The 18,357-nt window shown below is 41.0% G+C and carries 16 protein-coding genes and 1 pseudogene; 6 read left to right on the top strand and 11 right to left on the bottom strand.

The annotated features are described in order from the left end of the window. Positions 1-34: 34 nt before the first annotated feature. The 9 genes and pseudogenes from RM347_RS17450 to RM347_RS17410 form a co-directional block, all read right to left on the bottom strand. Entirely contained in the window at positions 35-1,342 is a 1,308-nt protein-coding gene (locus tag RM347_RS17450) for a hypothetical protein (protein ID WP_322717661.1), read from the bottom strand. Then, complete coding sequence (locus tag RM347_RS17445; RefSeq protein WP_322717660.1) at positions 1,320-2,573, bottom strand: glycosyltransferase family 4 protein; 1,254 nt, start codon at positions 2,571-2,573, stop codon at positions 1,320-1,322. The genes RM347_RS17450 and RM347_RS17445 overlap by 23 nt, the downstream gene beginning before the upstream one ends. Before the next feature lie 53 nt (positions 2,574-2,626). Next, entirely contained in the window at positions 2,627-3,766 is a 1,140-nt protein-coding gene (locus tag RM347_RS17440; RefSeq protein ID WP_322717659.1) for a glycosyltransferase, read from the bottom strand. A 43-nt stretch (positions 3,767-3,809) separates the two neighbouring features. Next, positions 3,810-5,009, bottom strand: coding sequence for a hypothetical protein (locus RM347_RS17435; protein ID WP_322717658.1), 1,200 nt, complete (start codon positions 5,007-5,009; stop codon positions 3,810-3,812). 35 nt (positions 5,010-5,044) lie between these two features. Continuing rightward, positions 5,045-6,232 (bottom strand): glycosyltransferase family 1 protein, encoded by a 1,188-nt coding sequence (locus RM347_RS17430; RefSeq protein ID WP_322717657.1) that lies wholly within the window; start codon positions 6,230-6,232, stop codon positions 5,045-5,047. After that, the gene (locus RM347_RS17425; protein ID WP_322717656.1) at positions 6,213-7,451 is read right to left on the bottom strand and encodes a lipopolysaccharide biosynthesis protein; all 1,239 of its coding nucleotides are present in this window, start codon (positions 7,449-7,451) and stop codon (positions 6,213-6,215) included. Before RM347_RS17425 ends, RM347_RS17430 begins: the two co-directional genes overlap by 20 nt. Next, complete coding sequence (locus tag RM347_RS17420; protein ID WP_322717655.1) at positions 7,438-8,454, bottom strand: glucosamine inositolphosphorylceramide transferase family protein; 1,017 nt, start codon at positions 8,452-8,454, stop codon at positions 7,438-7,440. The genes RM347_RS17425 and RM347_RS17420 overlap by 14 nt, the downstream gene beginning before the upstream one ends. A 72-nt stretch (positions 8,455-8,526) precedes the next feature. Further along, the gene (locus RM347_RS17415) at positions 8,527-10,560 is read right to left on the bottom strand and encodes a polysaccharide biosynthesis protein (RefSeq protein WP_322717654.1); all 2,034 of its coding nucleotides are present in this window, start codon (positions 10,558-10,560) and stop codon (positions 8,527-8,529) included. Between the two features lie 982 nt (positions 10,561-11,542). Further along, a pseudogene (locus RM347_RS17410) lies at positions 11,543-11,627 on the bottom strand (IS5/IS1182 family transposase); the annotation flags it as partial. 81 nt (positions 11,628-11,708) lie between these two features. On the opposite strand from RM347_RS17410, the gene RM347_RS17405 reads away from it, so the two are divergent. Together RM347_RS17405 and RM347_RS17400 are read left to right on the top strand one after the other, a co-directional pair. Continuing rightward, positions 11,709-12,035 carry a hypothetical protein gene (locus tag RM347_RS17405; RefSeq protein WP_322717653.1) on the top strand — a complete coding sequence of 109 codons (327 nt, stop codon included), beginning with the start codon at positions 11,709-11,711 and terminating at the stop codon, positions 12,033-12,035. Beyond that, complete coding sequence (locus RM347_RS17400; protein WP_416211884.1) at positions 11,933-12,160, top strand: hypothetical protein; 228 nt, start codon at positions 11,933-11,935, stop codon at positions 12,158-12,160. Before RM347_RS17405 ends, RM347_RS17400 begins: the two co-directional genes overlap by 103 nt. A 428-nt stretch (positions 12,161-12,588) precedes the next feature. Here RM347_RS17400 and msrB read toward each other — a convergent pair whose 3' ends face one another. Together msrB and RM347_RS17390 are read right to left on the bottom strand one after the other, a co-directional pair. Next, positions 12,589-13,083 carry a peptide-methionine (R)-S-oxide reductase MsrB gene (gene msrB, locus RM347_RS17395; protein WP_322717652.1) on the bottom strand — a complete coding sequence of 165 codons (495 nt, stop codon included), beginning with the start codon at positions 13,081-13,083 and terminating at the stop codon, positions 12,589-12,591. Positions 13,084-13,585: 502 nt separating this feature from the next. Beyond that, positions 13,586-14,119, bottom strand: coding sequence for an MgtC/SapB family protein (locus tag RM347_RS17390; protein ID WP_322717651.1), 534 nt, complete (start codon positions 14,117-14,119; stop codon positions 13,586-13,588). A gap of 417 nt (positions 14,120-14,536) precedes the next feature. Here RM347_RS17390 and ssuD point away from each other — a divergent pair, with 417 nt between their 5' ends. The 4 genes from ssuD to sfnG all read left to right on the top strand — a co-directional run bounded on the left by ssuD (position 14,537) and on the right by sfnG (position 18,340). Continuing rightward, entirely contained in the window at positions 14,537-15,697 is a 1,161-nt protein-coding gene (ssuD, locus tag RM347_RS17385) for an FMNH2-dependent alkanesulfonate monooxygenase (protein WP_322717650.1), read from the top strand. A 155-nt stretch (positions 15,698-15,852) separates the two neighbouring features. Next, positions 15,853-16,419 carry an NADPH-dependent FMN reductase gene (gene ssuE, locus RM347_RS17380; protein WP_322717649.1) on the top strand — a complete coding sequence of 189 codons (567 nt, stop codon included), beginning with the start codon at positions 15,853-15,855 and terminating at the stop codon, positions 16,417-16,419. 372 nt (positions 16,420-16,791) lie between these two features. After that, positions 16,792-17,037, top strand: a complete 246-nt coding sequence (locus RM347_RS17375; RefSeq protein ID WP_322717648.1) for a DUF7219 family protein — start codon at positions 16,792-16,794, stop codon at positions 17,035-17,037. 211 nt (positions 17,038-17,248) lie between these two features. Continuing rightward, complete coding sequence (sfnG, locus tag RM347_RS17370) at positions 17,249-18,340, top strand: dimethylsulfone monooxygenase SfnG (RefSeq protein WP_322717647.1); 1,092 nt, start codon at positions 17,249-17,251, stop codon at positions 18,338-18,340. Positions 18,341-18,357 lie beyond the last annotated feature (17 nt).

Genomic DNA, 18,357 nt, shown 5'->3' with positions numbered 1-18,357 from the left:
AAAAGAAACAATCAACAACCAAGGTATATCGCTCTCAATGAATAAATTGAGCGCAGATAGCTTGCTTTTCCCCTTCTAAGACTTTGCTGCTACTGCTGTTGTCAGCAATTTTGAAGATATGTACACCGAGTGGTTGAAATTTGGTATTCAATACTCCATCGGTAAGGGGAACTGTCTTATTTTCAAATAGAACAGTTGCTTCCGTGGATGTATTAGGAAGACCAGTAAGACTAACCGAAACAGGTTCATTTGCTGAGTTGACGGCAATAACGTAAGTAGATTCATTCCAAATAGTTGTCAGGAGATTAATAGAAGGAAAGCTGAGTGGCTCCTCCATGCCATAGGTGTAGAACTCCTCTGTCCTTTCTGGCCCAGCGAGGATCTCAAAGCTCACATCATCCAGCCTCGTGCCATACAAGATAGCCGAGCCGAGTTGCTCTGGCCCTACGATCTCTCCAGCAGCCTTATGATACGTTTGCAAAACACTTTTTAGATACGGATGATCGCGCTCGTGCCAGTAAGAAAAAATCAGAATCCCCCTAGCACCAGATACGATAGACTGCCAGAAGTCGTGATAGGCCCCTTCGGTTGTGGCGATCGCATCGCCCGATTCGTGAAAGAGTTCCAGAATCGCCACAGGAGTTTTTTCTCCGTTCAGATAGTCAGGGCCTATTTTGGCTTGTGCAAGTTCGATCCCTTTCACTGTGCTTTCCATGCGCCACCGCACCCATGCATGTGGCATCCGTATGTAATTGGTGTAAACGCTGGCGGGAATGATATCCAAGTAAGGTACATACTGCTGCACACTCGTAGCATCGTAGTGGCTGGGGATGTACATATAATTTGGTCGCTTTTTTGGGTCATACTTGCGTGTCCAATTCGCGTAGTTCGTGACTATCGCCATTTCTCCATCTTCCCAATAGCGCCGTTCTTCGGGAAATTCCCACCACGCCACGCGATCGCTCTTAGCAAGAGTAGCAATCTTGTCTGCCGCTTCCGCCTCTGGGATTGGCTCATATTCACCTGGCAAGCTGGCAAGAGCGAGCATCTGACCCTCTGCCACAGTCTTAAGGAAAGAGGGAGTAAAATTATAAGTCTGGGCGATCTTCCATCCGAATTGCCCCACCATCCGCATATCTTCTGCTTCGTGTATAGAGTATAGGCCTAGCGGAAATTCGTTACTTTGAGGGTATATATCTTCTGCAATAACTTCTGTATTTGTTGCCATAAAGACGATGGACATAACAACAATACCAACGGCTGCTATTAACTTTTCAGCACAACGTAAGAATTTTATTTTCGACCAAGGCTTCCACTTTTTAAATGCCAGAATGCGTTTCATTTAAAACCTTCTGAAAAACATTTGCTAGTTTCTTGTACAAAATATCCCGATCAAACACTGTGTCTGCAAGTTTTCTTGCGGCAGTCTGAGCACTTTGCAAGGACTCAGAGCTATTTAAAAATTTTGCAAGTTGAATTGCAGCAACTTTTGGATCGTTGCTAGAAACGCTAATACCAGCACCAGACTGTTCGAGAATCTCTTTTTGCCAGCCGCCATAGTTAATCACAACCGGACGCCCGGCAGCTAGCGCATCAAAGAATTTATTAGCTGAATTATGCTCCATCTCAGGAATTGGCTTAAACAAGGAGGTGGCAACGGTACATGCAGAAAGAAGTGCTGGCATTTCAGCTTTGGGAATAGGTGGCCACATCCAGAAGTTTTTTTCCAAAATTCCTAATTGACGACTAGCTTCTCTGATTTCACTTTCACAGACACCTGAACCAACCACCAGAAATTTAGCCTTAGGTATGATATTTCTCATGTGACTTGCTAAATAAGCCAAGTAGTTGACTCCATTTATATGCCCGAATGTACCGGTGTAAACAATCAAAGGCCCGCCAGATAATTCGGGATGTTGACGGAGAAACTCTAATCCAATTGTTTCTGAAATATTAAAACGGTCATTATCGCAAGCATTAGGAATCACTTCTACTTTATCAGGAGAAATACCCTGCTTGACGATGCCTTCTTTCATACCAGGAGAAAGCGCCACAATATGAGAAGCATTTTGATAGGCTATCAGTTCTAATCGCCGAGCCAAAAATATAGCTAATGGTGAGCGTACAGCTTTCACAGCTATTGGCATTTCTGGCCAGAGGTCTCTGACTTCAAAAACATAAGGGGTGCCATGCAACCATTTTCGCAACAAAGCTGGTATTGCAATAGTAAGCGGTGTACTAGTAGCAAAAGTGAGGTCAGCTTTTTGTTCTCGCAGGACTTGTAAAGAAGACCTAACAGCAAAACTCAAAAATGCCAAAATTCTTCGCGAGAAACTCATGTGGTTACTGTATTTTAAAGGAATGGCATTTAATTCAAAACTAACATTTTTTGTGTTGAATAATTTCAGGATATGAGCGGTGGAAACTCCATGAATTTCTGAGTCACCGCAAAACATACAGACTTGCCATTTATCTTGAACAAGACGAGTCGAAAACTCCCAGGATCTTGTGCCGCCAGAAACTGTGGGAATAGAAAAATATTGATGTAAATAAATTAATGTGCGAGTATCCATCAGCGTTGTACCTCTACAGAATTATTGAACTTAACAATTACATCTGCATTTTTCTAATTTTGATTCAATAGGTTGAAATATTCTCTAAGTGACTGCTTGCCAATCTGGTTCCAGGAATATTTTTCTTCTACTAAATTTCGTGCCGCCTGTCCTCTTTTTGGGAGTTCTAATCGCGCGGCTAAAATATCTTGCATACCTTTAGCGATCGCTGCTGGAGTAGCCTCTACCGACCATCCAGCAGCAGCAGCCTCCACTTCATCCGCCATATTAGTACCGGGTGTGAGCAAGCAAGGTATTCCGTAAGATAAAGCCTCTAAAACTGCTATTGGATGTCCTTCAAAACGTGAGGTATGTACAAACAAATCTGCACTTTGGAAAACTTCCTGCTTTGCATCTCCCAAAACTGGTTTATTGAGATGAACAATATCTTCAAGTTGATATTTATTTATCATCTTCTCAAGTTTTGCCTTACTTCCGGCTATATCAGACCCGTATAAAAGGATCTGAACTTTGGATTGTCTCAATTTTTCTTGTAGCAGCGCACAAGCTTCTAACAAAAAGTCCAATCCTTTATGGTTGATATCAAGCCTTCCTAAAAAGACAAATTTTAATTCTGGTTTACTCCCTGGAGATGCCAATACTTTACGTTGCGGTATATTGACTCCATTTCCAACTATAAATGTACCATGATTCCAAGTTTTTTTCACCTCTATGGCTTCTTGTTCATTTAAACAATGCAAAGCAGCAGAATTTCGCACCATCCAGTTAAAAAATAAAAGATTGCCTACCTTTTTCTTCAGTTTTTTTTGCTGCTGCGCTCTCTCTGTCATCCCGCCTTGAGGCGTAATTATATAGGGAATATTGCGTTGCAAAGCCTCATACACGAGTGGAATATGATTCAAAACATAGGTACTTTGGAAAACAATTATATTGGGTTTATTTAATGGTTCTGGCATTGAGGCTATGCCTGGATAAAGAGGTAAATCCTCTATATAAACAACTGGATATGGTTCGGGATTTTCATAGCGCCCTAGTGTAGAAGTAGTCAACAGTCCAGTTTGCACTCCTAAATTTTGCAGGACATTAACTAATGGTGTTATGGCAGGTGTTAACCCAGTAATCCGATTGTGTGTAATTGGTGCAACATATAGGATAACAGTTGACCGTATTTGAAATTCATCAAATTCATGCATAAAAGTGATTCTCTCCTGTTTAAACTATAGATTTAAATCTCTATCAAACCCTTTGATTTTTTGTGGATATAGTAGGAACTTGGTTTTGGATCAAAATTGGCAATGCAAATATGAGGCTGATAATTGAATAGTTGTCATATAATGTTCCAGAAAATAAAGAACCTATATAAATTGGCGAACAAACTAGAGTGATAATCTTCCAGCTACGATTTATTTTTCCTTTCCATAAAAATATTCCATACATTGCAGTAAATCCTAGAAGAATGACACAGGGTAAAAAGCCGCCATTATATAGCAGGTCTAAATAAATATTGTGAGGATAGGAATATATGTAGTTGCTTCCTTCACCGAATAAAAAATTATCTTTTAGAAAAAAAGATGGCAAGTTTTGCCAATATCCTTCTCTGGCTGCAATAGAACCAGAGGAGGCACCTCGATCGTAAAACCAAAATACTCTAGAATCAATAAGAGATTTAGAAAAACTTGAATATATAATGAATGCAAAAAAAGAAAATATTATAGATACACTAGCAAATTTTAGCCACTTTAATCTAATAGATAATAGTGTGTAAAGGAAAGATAATGTCATAACAATTCCTACTACTGTTGCACCTCTAGAACCTGTTTTAATCATTAGAGATAGTGCAATAGCTAGACAAAATATTGTAACTATTAAACTAAATATTGAAATTTTTTCTTTCTTTCCTGAATAGTTTTTGTGAACCAACACGAGATTTAGCAAGAAAATAGTTCCAATAATCCTGTAGTAAATATTGGGCCCAAATACAAAGGATTGTCTCGGATCGTTTCCAGTAAACTGTTGAGATAATACTCCAAGAAAAATTAGTGTGATGGCAGGCAGCCATCGAACTATTTTACAACCTGGACTATCACTGAGCGCTCGCTCGATTACATGAGTTCCAAAAACAAGAATATTAACATATAGAATTACTGATACAGCACCAAAATAATAGTCAAAACTGTATTGATAAAATTGAATAAAAATAGGTAGGAGAGCGATAACAATGAATATTTGAGCAAAAATTTCTGCTGGCTTTAAAATAAAGTTTCTTCTCAGGACAAAAACTATAGTCCAAAAAGCCAAAAAGAAAGGAATTTCATATACAGTTTTATTTTTTCCAGAAAATGTAGTACAAAAAATCAATACTAAATCAATAGGCAAGAGAATTATGTCATTACAAAAATCCTGTTTTAATGTTTGTTTAATGATGCTATTTGACATTTTTTTACACCAATATTTTTAACTTTGTATAATATTTAAAAATAATTATTTTTGGATAAATGCACTTTTTCTAAGTATATTTTTTCCAAAGTTTCAACATTATTGTGAATATTAAATGAGGATTGCTCAATAATCTCAAAAGCTTTTCTTTGGCTCATTCCTGATCCAGTCTTGCTTGCAGCTAGGATTGCCTCAGCCCAAGCAGAAGCTGGTTCCGACAGAGACATTCTTCGCACCAAAGGCTTGACCACATCTGCTTCCTCAGGAACAACATCTGAGAACACACAAGGTAGCCCTGCTGTTTGTGCCTCGATTAATACTAAGCCCAGCCCTTCGTAGAGAGATGGAAACAGAAATATATCCATAGCGCCTAACATAAGTCGGGGTACGTCAGGACGAACGCCTGCGAGAATTACACGGTCTGTTAAGCCCATCTGCATGATTTTCCGCTCTATATCTGGGCGCAACGATCCATTACCTACCAATAAGAGGTACATCTTTGGTTCTCGCTTGGCGACCTCTGCAAAGATATCTACAAGAAACTGATGATTTTTTGGTTGCTCAAATCTGCCAACATGACCTATGACTAAGGCATCTTTAGGTATACCGAATTCAGCACGTACAGTAACTGGATCAACAACAGCCTGAAAGGGTTTCAGGTCAGCTCCACAGTCAAGCACCCGCCAGGGCGGATCGCTTAGACCAAACAAAGCCTCTCCTGCTTTGCGGCTACATGCTAGACCCTCAGTTGCATATAAAGCAATCCATCGTTCCATCAAACTTAGATACAAACGCCGAGACCATCCCGCCTTCGCCTCAAGTAAGAAAGAATCAACGTGGCTATGGGCAATGCGGATCGGCACACCAGTTTGCTGTGCTAGACGGAGGATATAACCACTGAAGTGATGAACATGGCTGTGAACAATATCATAAGGGCCGTACTCACGTAAGATGCGTTTGAAATTAAGAGTATACAACCAGGGTTGTGACGGATGAGGACATGGAATAACCTTGCTACCAAGGGTACGAATTTCTTCATCGTAAGCGCTGGGCTGGGCTGTGTTAACTAGAAAATCCATCTGGAAGCGATCGCGATCAATGTGTCGCAAAATGTACATTAGCCAGGTTTCAATTCCACCCCTGTTCATCCCCGCAACAACATGGAGGACACGTATTGAATGCTGATCCACCTTCTGGATATCTCTAGAGTTTGTGTAGTGCATGGAAGATAACTCCTAAACTAAAAATTGTTTGGATAATAGTTGCAATAACTAGTGCGATCGCAGCCCCTAGCAATCCCAAACTGGGTAGCAGCCACAGACAAGCTATGGTTGAGATAGTTGCCACAGTCACAAACAAAGGCATTTGGATGAGAAAGTACTGACATGCTGTCATTCCATAGCCCAGGAAGGACGATATATAGTTAATCCCAGCAGCAACCATCAGCCAAATAAACAAATTTGTCTGCTCAGCATATTCATGTCGATACACGAAAGTCAGGATCTGCCCTCCAGCAACAGCAGCCACCAAAACACCTGTTACACCCACTAAGACAGCAATTCCTATCAGTTTGAGCAAGAGTGTACGAAAAGCTATAGCATCCTTAGCTGCGTAATATTTAGCTAGCCTGGAAATGCTTGACTCCCCTAAGGCACTTACTACCATGTTTCCTGCCACCATCAAGTAGGCAATGGCTGCAAAAATCCCCAATTCCCGCTCGCCCAAATATCGTTCAATAAAGTAACGGGGAATATTGGTATTGAGTGAAATTAGCATCATTACAAATCCCAGAGGCAAACAGAACCATACCAGCTTTATTAGGGTTTTTCGATGCCAGCGTGGTTGCAATTGTGACCTCTGTAGCATCAAGATACCACTGCGAATATCGCAGCCGACTAACACCACTGCCCAAGCAAAGACCAACCCCACTACTCCCCACAGAACATGGCCAGACATATATACTCCAATGCCCAGTAGTAGCAGTGATAGAGGGCCTTTAATCATCAACGACATTGCAATCCGATCCATGCGATCGTGCTGCTGAATCAGTCCATGAAATATGTCGCTAATAGACTCGAATGCCTTTGCCAAACCGATCAAGAAGATAACTAAAGATGTTTCCCATCGAAACCCGCCTGACAGACTAATGACCGCAATGATCGCAAGCGCTAAAGCTGTCGAGATTAGCCTCAGCCCCAGGTAATCGCTAAAAGGATACTGTTTTCTGGCATCTGTTGCTTGGACAATTCGCAACTGAAGATTTGTAAACATGATTACAGGTGCTGTAATCGCCAGCCCTAAGGTAAACTGCCCTACTATCTCTGGACTGCCAAGTTTAGCCAGCATTACCAACATTCCCCACTGACAAGCTGAATAAACTAAGTTACCAGCGAAAGTCCAGGAAAAGTTACCGCGTAGTGTTAGTGGTTTATGTTGTTGCATTTGCTTTAGTGATTAGCCTCATCCAATTTTGCAGTTTGATACTAAACACAACAATGAGTTGATAACCATCTACACAGGCTATCCATTTGCCACTATCAAGCTTGTGAGGATCGATAGTATGCATTCCGGTTTTATTCCACCCATAACCACTTGCTTTGATAATTGGATTATCTTTGACTGCTTTTTCTTCATAAGTTGTTGTTGTCAAATCGGTGATTTCAAATGCTCGCACTTGATTACCATAGAAATGCTCATCATCTTGGGTATATCGAAAAATTTGTCCATCGTAGAATACAACTCTTCCTCCTGGTCTAGCTATATTTAAGTTATTCTCTATAAGAGGGCTTTGAGGATGTTCAATCCAATGCCCCATTAGGTCATGGGCATAGTACAGACGCAGAATATTGCTTTGTGATGATGATGTAAACATCCACCACCTTTTGTTAAAATTAAAAACAGAAGTATCTACATAATCTCCGTCATCTATTAAAGTTTTTAAAAATGTCCATTTAGTTGGAAAATCAACTGCTTTGTATAAACGAATGGAATTAGCTTTATAACTTTCTGGAATCATATAGTATTCATTTTGAAATTGGAATACATAAGGATAAGACAAATGAAATGGTTCTTTCATTACTATTTGTTGATAATTCCAATGGAATCCATTATTGCTAGTTGCTAATCCTATTTCTCCTCTATTAGTAAGACTATTCATCACTTCAAAAAACATATACCAAATACCGTCATTACAAACCATAAATGGATCGGCAACAAATTCGGCTATTACATCCGTTACATCTTTGGCAGTCAAAACTGGATTTTTGATATTTTCTGTAGAAACGAAATCAAAAAGAGATTCGCCTGTATAAATTCCAATTGACCAGTCACATGTTCTTCTGACAAAAGCTCTTGCCATTCTTTTGAAAGAAAAATATCCGGATTTCCTAGCAGATCCTCTATCTAAAACCTGTGGTAAGTTTCTAGTTTTATGCATTAATTTCATGTTGATTCGTAAATTACTGTAGAGTTTTTTGATGAAAACTATATAAAGAGAAATGTCAAATGCTCTAGTTGATTAAGCCCCTCCAGGTTCCATTTTCGCTAGGATATTTTTATTTGAAGCTGCGATTACAGCACCATTTGTGAAAATATTTGTTGGTGTATTATTTTCTAAGTATTTAGGTTTGTATCCTGACACAAGTTGTTCCAGAAGGAACATAATGTAGTTAGCATCATTTTTAGTTGCTGCTGTACATAATTTTTCCACAAGAATAGCCAGATTTTCTGAAACAATCCGACTGCTATTTTTCACCAGAAACAATTTTTCATGTTGGGTAGATTCATACTCTTCTCCCTCAATAAACAGTTCTTCAAATAGCTTCTCTCCAGGTCGTAAGCCTGTAAACAAAATCTCAATATCTTTGTTTACTTCATATCCCGAAAGGCGAATTAATTCCTTCGCCAAGTCAACAATTTTTACAGGTTCACCCATATTCAGCATTAAGACTTCACCACCACGACTCAGTACTGCTGCCTGTAAAACGAGTTGTACTGCTTCCGGGATAGTCATGAAATAACGACAGATATCAGGATGGGTAACGGTTACTGGGCCACCTGAAGCAATTTGTTTTTTGAAAGTGGGAACTACACTACCGCGACTACCCAAAACATTGCCAAAACGCACAACAACATAAGGTTTGCCACTTTCTCTTGCAGCTTGCAGTACTAACATTTCAGCAACTCTTTTACTGGCCCCCATAACATTAGTAGGATTAACAGCTTTATCTGTAGAAATCATCACAAAATGTCGAACATTGTATTGCAGGGCCATATCCAATAAATTTTTTGTCCCAAGCACATTGTTAGTGATTGCTTCTGGTGAATTTAATTCCATCAACGGAACGTGCTTATGAGCCGCCGCATGAAAAATCACGTCAGGTTGAAATCGCTCAAAAGCGTGTTTTAGGCGATCGCAATAGCGAATATCACCAATAAAGGTATAAAGACGGGGGGTATATGGTTGTACTTTGCCATCGTCTTTGAGCACTCGGCTCAGTTGTTCTAATTCTTGTTGGAGATTAAACACGGAATTTTCTCCGTGTCCCATAAGTATTATTTCCGCAGGGCGGCATTTGAAAATTTGACGGCAGAGTTCGCTACCAATTGACCCTCCTGCACCTGTAATAAGTACTATCTTACCTTTGATAAATTTATGTACTTGCTCAATATCTGTTTGTACAGGTTCTCGCCTGAGCAAATCCTCAATCCTTACATCCCGAATGCTATCTACCCGCACACGCTCATTGAGGATTTCATGTATTCCAGGTAAGGTGCTAGTTTGCGTTCCAGTTGCTTTGCAAATATCTACGATTTCCCGAATGACATGTCCAGCAACCGTAGGCATCGCAATAATAACTTTATGGATTTGGGAAGATTTCAAAGTATTAGGAATTTGGTAGCGATCGCCAACTACTGGAATGCCACGAATATGTACATTTAATTTTCGAGGGTCATCGTCAATGAAGGCAACAGGATGAAAACCCAACTGAGGGTTGCTTTGCATATCTTGCACAAGGGAAACTCCAGCACTACCAGCACCAATAATCAGCACCCGTTCCCTTGGGTTAAATACTACTTGTCGTTGAATGAATCTTTCCGCAACTCGAAAACTGAAACGCAGCCCTCCTATGAAAATACAGGACAATAACCCATCAAGGAATGGTAGCGATCGCGGCAGATTATCTATTACAAAAGGCAATATGTGATGAAGAACATTAAATGTCATGCTTTGGATGACTATTGCACTTACCATCAACATAGCTATATATGTCAGTTCCTCAATACTGGCATAGCGCCAGTAGCGCCTATAAAAACCGAAACTCCAAAATACAATTAGTTTAACTAATAAAAATAGTAGAGTTGCGATTCCTAGTTGTGATATGTCTGCTTCAATATCGAGAGAGCCGTCTAAACGGATAAGCAGCGCTAATAAAGGAGTAATTGAAAAAATAATGATATCAAAAATTAATAAGTGCGTATTTTTTAGCTCTAGCAGCTTTCTTAATAAACTTGCACTAAATTTTTGAAAAATTCTAAGTAAGAGTTTCATACTTCAAAAGACCTCCTGAGCAAGCTACAGAATCATCCGTTTTGTACATAAATATCCATTCAGAGAATATTTAATATCGTCAAGTAAGTTAAAAAATGATGTTTGTATGCCTGGAATGTCCTATTGAATAATCATTTATAGAGAATTGGCACGGCTAAGTATTTTGTCCATTTTATATTTGATAAGTCAACAAAGATTTAATTTTTAAACTACCTCCTTTTCTCTGAATTTTATCCCCATATTACAGTTGCTCTGTCTAGATATGGACATAGTTGAAATCGCAAAAATGCCCATGCTAAAAAATGATATTTAGCAAACAATTGAGTTCAAGATATATACAAGCGTAAAGCAACAGACATCCCAATGATTTTAAGGGACAGAGAGTATTTGCTCCTAACTACGGGATTTAGTTGGATGCATAGCAATACTTTTCAGATAAGTACTCTTCACCTATGGTGTGGTTCGGGATGCATGGTGCAACTCTTATGTTTGCACTAGTTTGTATTTATGCTTGAGTTGTCTTAAGCAATTGTTTAATTGTTATAGTTTGCCTTGATAATTCTAGACAAGTTATGTCCTGAAAAACCGGATATTTAAACTAACGTCTTCTTGTATCGAGCACCACACGGTAGTTTTGATTGATTATTTGTTTTGCAAGTTAGTGGCGTCGTTATCTTTATGCAATGAGTGAATATCATATCTAAAAATGTACCCCTAATAACACCACATTGGTAATTGATAAGAGTTCAAATTTGTGTAACCTAACACTTAAAGTTAGTAATAGTTACGTTGTATATAACTAAACGTAGCTATTGTTATTACTATATTGAACTATAAAATCTATACCAGATTTTAGTTGCATACGTCACGCCAATTTGGCATAACTTTTCTAGTAACTCTTCAGGGGGGTTAGAACCCGCATTGCTTGGTAGCCGACGGCTGTCATAAACTCATTATGAGAACTATTATTAAGTTTCTAGCCTCGCTCATAATCTTTACTGAGACGACGATATTGGTTGAACCATCTGAAGGTCGCTCTACAACCAGCGCTTGGGTAAATGGACAAAACCTTTTTTTCTAAAGGAATCTGATTCATCACGTTTACGATCGCAGGCGCTGGCCCAACGGGTGTTGAGGTAGTAGGTGCTTTGGTTGAAATGCTTCGAGGTCAGTTGTGTGCAGATTATCCGACAAAAGTGTCGGATGCAATTTGGCGATCGCTCTGGAGAAAAAAGAGACAAAACCTTGCAGACTCAGAAGCGGATCGTGAGCAAGGTAGGTTCAACTTCTTTAGGAATAACTTTTGGATAAAACGTCGGCTACAGCGTCGTTTACCCAATCATAGTACTTCAGATAAAAAAATTTTCGTAAAGTGGAATGTCATTTACTTAAGCAAAAGTTGCTACCCAGAGAATGGTTGGGCCGTCTTTGGCAATGGAAGCGATCGCTTGCAGGAACTTGTAGCAACGTTGTAAATAAGCGGGGGCGCACAGCTAGCTATACGCCCCTACAGAAGATTTTGATTCAAATAGATGAAAAAGGCTGTAAGAAGAAAATCAAACAACACCGTATCATGGTAGTTAGTAGCATTTATGTCTGATACTTTCTTTTTTGCCTTAAAAGAATATCAGGTAAGTCATCTCCTGATTTCCTGACGGCAGAATGTGAAAGCTTTTACTGATTAACCTAGTTGGAGAACGCTGATGTCGAAGGAAAGAAAAAGTAATAAAGAAGCTAAAAAACCTAAAAAAGATCCCAAAGACAAAAAGGAGAAAAAAGACCCAAACAAATAGGACGATTTAGCTAAATAGTTCTAGCGAAGACCAAGAGTTGCATTTCCTTAAATTGACAATACTTCGTCCAGTAGCACAGAGTAGGAGAAGTTATTGTCAAAAATTTATTCACCCTTGGTCAAGCCTCTATGCGTGCGATGTCTACGATGGTCACTGAGCTTGCCGTACCCCTACGGGGAAGCAAGCTACGCGCAGCGTTTCGTAGAGAAGTGCGGGCTACGCCTACGCAACTAAATTAGGCAGGAGTAAACTTCAGCGAAACACCGTTCATACAGTAGCGCTTACCAGTGGGTGCAGGGCCATCATCAAAAACATGACCCAGATGACCACCACAACGACTACAATGCACTTCAGTTCTGGTCATAAACAACGACCTATCTACAGTAGTGGCGATCGCACCTTCAATCGGGTTAAAAAAGCTGGGCCAGCCAGTACCACTGTTAAATTTGGTATCAGAGGTAAACAGTGGCTGTTCACACGCAGCACAATAATAAGTACCATTGTCGTATTCCTTATCCAATGGGCTGGTGTGAGCGCGTTCAGTCCCATGTTTACGCAATACACGAAACTGTTCTGGCGTTAAAATCGTGCGCCACTCTTCTTCAGGTTTAGTAATTTCAAATCCGCTCTTAGAAGTTGTCATCTCTTCTGGCCCCCATTTGATATACCTTGATAACAATGCCGTGCCGACTATTACTGCACTAGCCTGTAAAAAATACCGTTTGTCCATATATCTATTATTTTCTATTTTCCGGTTCACTGGCCAATCAATTCCAGTACGGCATTCCCTACTATTAATGACGATAATCAGCGATCTCCCTGAATTCTCCCTGAAAAACTGATTAAAATTAGCTAACAATTGAAGAAGGCAGAAGTCAGAGGGCAGAGGGCAGAAGGTTTTGTTTAGAAGGAGATTCCGACCCCTCCTAAAACTTGAGCCACCAAATTTTCAATTTGGTGGGGGTCTTAAACCCTTACTCCCAACTCTTGGAGACGCTGCGCGTAGCTTGCTTCCCCGTAGGGGTACGGTCTCTTCTGTGGGCAGGAATCATAATTCCCTTCTGCCTTCTGCCTCCTGCCCTCTGCATTTCTTGATAACAAAATACTGCACGGGAATCAAGATCGACTTGATCTGATTTTGAACAGTACACCTGCATGTTGTGCATAGATTAGAGAGCGATCGGGTTTTCATCAGAAGTGTTGGCTAAATTGTGGATCTAGTGTAACGATGGTCAATCATCATCTTCATCAGAGGTGGTTGTTAGATCCTGAGTAGTCCCCTGTTTACCCTGACTCGTCAGAAACACAAATGCGCGATTGAGCCGCTTTACCCCACTTAGGGTAATCAGGGTCAGTAAGCCTCCCAATAATCCCATTTGCCACAGACCACAGCCGATCGCAGCTCCCAACCCGGCTGCTGTCCAGACACAGGCTGCTGTAGTTAAACCTTTTACTTTTGGGGTCGCAGATTTTCTCGGAGACTCTTGTAAAATCAATCCGGCTCCGAGAAATCCTATCCCGGTAGCTACACCTTGAATTGTGCGACTCAGGGCATTGGTAGCAGCATAGGGACTCTCGCCCTCAGCCTGCAAAGGAATCATCACGAATAATGCTGCCCCCATACTCACGAGCATAAATGTTCTCATCCCTGCTGGTCTACCCCCTTGCTGACGGTTAAATCCAATCAAGCAACCCACCAGGAGCGCCAAAGACAATCTAAACGCTATATGTGGCCAATCGTTGGCAGCAATAAACATCGGCCCCATTGCCTTATTTCTCCTAGAGATAAAACGGAATTTTGCGCCTATTGCCAGCAGGCTGCATAGCTACTCATATTTGTCGTTGAAAACCTAACTACAGCAAATCAATAGGTTTGGCGTACATTAAGGTTAATTTAACAGAAGGTTAGGAATAAGTAAACTAATATACACAAACCTGTCATTGCTGTATTCTTCCTAGAGACAGAAAGATGCAGAGGAACGGGGAGCAGGGGCAATAATCAATCCCCAATTTTTGCGATCGCCACCCGATCGAACACGGCTCAATATACATTGCTTTGATAGAGATACCGGAGTTTTATGAAAAACTTCTTGCTTGGTTAAGTGGAATATGTGATACTCTAAAAACTATAAATAAAGCACGGTATTTCTATCGAATTACCGTAGTTTAGAAGGACAGGACTCATGCAGCTACTATGGTTCATCCCAACCCACGGCGACGGACGTTACCTTGCAACTGCTACAGGCGGACGGGCAGTAAGCTTTCCTTATCTGCGGCAGATTGCCCAAGCGGTGGATGACCTTGGTTATACAGGGGCATTGTTGCCCACGGGGCGCTCTTGCGAAGATGCTTGGATTGTAGCGTCAACACTGGTATCACTGACACGACAGATGCGTTTTTTGGTGGCGATTCGTCCGGGCTTGGTATCACCTGGAGTGGCAGCACGGATGGCGGCGACCTTTGATCGCCTCTCTGGAGGACGCCTGCTGATTAATGTCGTGACAGGAGGCGATCCCGTGGAGTTAGCAGGAGATGGCTTGCATTTGGATCACGATCAGCGCTATGAATTAACAGATGAATTTTTGACAGTCTGGCGAGCGATCGCTAGTGGCGAACAAGCCAATCTCCAAGGCGACTATCTCAACATTCAGGATGGTAAGCTGCTGTTTCCACCTGTTCAGAAGCCATATCCACCTTTGTGGTTTGGTGGTTCTTCTCCCATCGCCCAAGAAATAGCTGCCAAGCATATAGATGTCTATCTAACTTGGGGCGAACCACCAGCACAAGTAGCCGAGAAGATTGCATCAGTTCGCAGACTTGCAGAAGCAGAAGGTCGAACTTTGCGGTTTGGGATTCGCCTACATGTGATTGTGCGCGAAACTGAGAGTGAAGCTTGGGATGCGGCGAATCAATTGATTAAGTATGTAGATGACGAGGCGATCGCTAAAGCCCAAAAAGCTTATGCCCGGATGGATTCAGAAGGACAACGCCGGATGACTCAATTACACCACGGTAATCGTGAGGCATTAGAGATTAGCCCGAACCTGTGGGCGGGAGTTGGTTTGGTGCGGGGTGGTGCGGGAACGGCCTTAGTAGGTGATCCCCAAACCGTAGCGGCCAGGATCTTGGAATATGCAGATTTAGGTGTTGAGTCATTTATCCTCTCTGGCTATCCTCACTTAGAGGAAGCTTATCGAGTTGCAGAGCTTCTATTTCCCCATTTGCCCTTAGAAAATCTACCGACAGTGGAGAAGCAACATGTGTTGAGTCCATTTGGCGAGATTGTTGCAAATGAAGATTTTCCTAAGCAGCAGCATAAGGAGAAAGCCACATCCATATCCTAGTAAAGTTTAGGGTATTGGGTATGGAGCATTGGTAAATAACCAATAGTTATTCTTCCCCTGCTGCCTCTTCCCCAGTCCCTAATACCCATTGCCCCTTATCTCTAAAGGGGGCCCCGAGTTCCCCAATCCCCATTAATACATAGGAGTTGAATTGAATGGCAAATATTTTAGCGATCGCAGGTAGTCCAACTCATCCATCTAGAACCTATGGCGTTGTCGAATACACTGCCAAGCTTTTACAACAAGAAGGCTTGCATGTAGACATTATTTCAGTTCGAGATTTACCTGCTGAAGATTTAGTTTTTGGACGATATGACAGCCCTGCTTTGGAACAGCCAAAAGCTTTACTAGCAAAGGCAGATGGTGTGATTATTGCCACCCCAATTTACAAAGCTGCTTATACAGGAGTGCTCAAAACATTTCTAGATTTGCTGCCACAAAAATCATTGACAGGTAAACCCGTGTTACCAATTGCCCTTGGTGGGACGATCGCTCACTTATTGGCTATTGAGTATGCCTTGAAACCTGTCTTATCTGAATTAGGAGCGCGGCATATCCTAGCTACAGTTTATGCAGTAGACAAACAAATTCAACGACAAGCTGATAATAGCGTGCTATTAGATGAGGAAATTGAGCAAAGACTCAAAGACGTTCTCAAGGAATTTGTGAAAGCTGTAGAATATGATGCCGCAGCGCCTCAAGAATTGGTTCATGCCAATTAAATAATCAAGTTTGTACCTCCGTTTGCTTGTAGCAGATGGGTAATTTATACCCATCTGCTACCTTTCTCTAAAAGTTAATCGGAGCAACATAAATTTATTCTCAATAATTACATTTTTATAGCGATATTCAAATGAATAGACTACGTTCAGACCTCTCTCCAAACCTCTCTAGTCTATTAAACTAACACTGCTGTAATCTATGATTTTTCTCATTCAAGATGTTATACATCTGTAAATTGTCTCCTAACTCTACCTGTAGTAGATGAGTGAAATTTACTCATTTACTACTTTCTCTCCTGAAGTTTTAAAATGGCAATTATAAGATCGAAGAGTTTCTTGAATTTTGCTATTACCTAATAAACCTCAACTTATATGAATCCAAAATCTGATTTTCTATCGGAACTGTGTGATTTTTTATATCCTCGTAGTTCATACTATGGGCAGTTTAAGCCAGAGTATTTGGTATTTAATGCTAATCTCCAAGAGTTTTCTCAACGTGTTAGCTACATCTGTAATCTACAAACTGGTGGCAAACTTTCTCCAGAAGAAGCTTACAAACAAATTCACATTCTCTGGAAACAGTTGAAACATGCCAAAAAAACATTAGAAATTGGGTGATTAAGTCACATCTTTAGAGGAGCTTTTAAAAGGGTTTTTTCACTTTTATTTAGCACAGAAAAGTATGTCAGCACAAGGCTAAAACCTTAATTTATCGTCGAATTGAACCTAAGTGAGAACAGCAAAATTATACTTTTTAGAACTTTTAAAATATCCTCTAAAACCTGAATAGATAACTAACAGAATCAGATCGCACACAGAGGTGTAAAACATGGATATAAAATTTGCATATTGGATTCCTAACGTCAGTGGGGGGTTGGTTGTCAGCAAAATAGCCCAACGCACAGATTGGACTTTCGATTACAACGCCCAACTAGCCCAAACTGCTGAACAGGTAGGATTTGACTACGCTTTGGCACAAGCCCGGTTTATTGCCAGCTATGGTGCTGAATATCAACTGGAAGCTCTCACCACCGTAGCTGCTTTAGCACCAGTGACTCAGAAGTTAAAATTGATTGCAGCTGTTCACCCAGGATTGTGGCATCCAGGTGTCGTTGCCAAGATGGGTTCATCCATTGATGCTATCTCCAATGGTCGCTTCTGCCTGAATGTTGTCAGCGGTTGGTTTAAAGATGAGTTCACCATCTACGGTGAACACTGGTTAGATCATGATGAGCGTTACCGTCGTTCTGAAGAATTTATTCGCGTTCTCAAAGGGATGTGGACTGAGGAAGAGTTCCACTTTAGGGGGGACTTTTACCGCATCAATGGTGGTTGGGTGAAACCCAAACCCATCAGTTCGCCTCACCCGGAAATCTTTCAAGGTGGAAACTCGAAAGCTGCACGGCGAATGGCTTCCCGCGTATCTGACTGGTACTTCATGAATGGCAACACATTAGAAGGAGTGCGTGAGCAGATTGAAGAAGTTTCTGCACTGGCGCGTCAAGAAGGACGAAAAGTGAAATTTGGCTTGAATGCCTTTATTTTAGTCCGGGATACCGAAGCCCAAGCCCATGCAGTTTTAGAAGAAATTATCGCGAAAGCAGATGTAGAAGCAGTTCACGGGTTTGGGGAAGCAGTGAAACAAGCCGGCGCTTCCACTCGCGATCGCCAGGGAATGTGGGCAAACTCCAATTTCTCTGATTTAGTTCAGTACAACGACGGTTTCAAAACCGGATTAATTGGCACGACTGAGCAAGTTGCCGATCGCATTCGTCAATACTACGAAATTGGTGTTGATCTAATTCTTGGTGGTTTTCTGCATTATACAGATGACTTACCAGCATTTGGTCAAACTGTAATTCCTTTAGTACGAGAAATTGCAGCTCATCGCCGGACAACTGAAGAGTTGGTAGTTGCATAGAGACGCGATCAATCAGT

Origin of the sequence: Nostoc sp. ChiQUE02 (genome assembly GCF_034531305.2) — a bacterium.
Lineage (GTDB): Bacteria > Cyanobacteriota > Cyanobacteriia > Cyanobacteriales > Nostocaceae > Nostoc.
The sequence above is the reverse complement of the archived record's forward strand: the minus strand, read 5'-3'. Positions and strand labels throughout refer to the sequence as shown.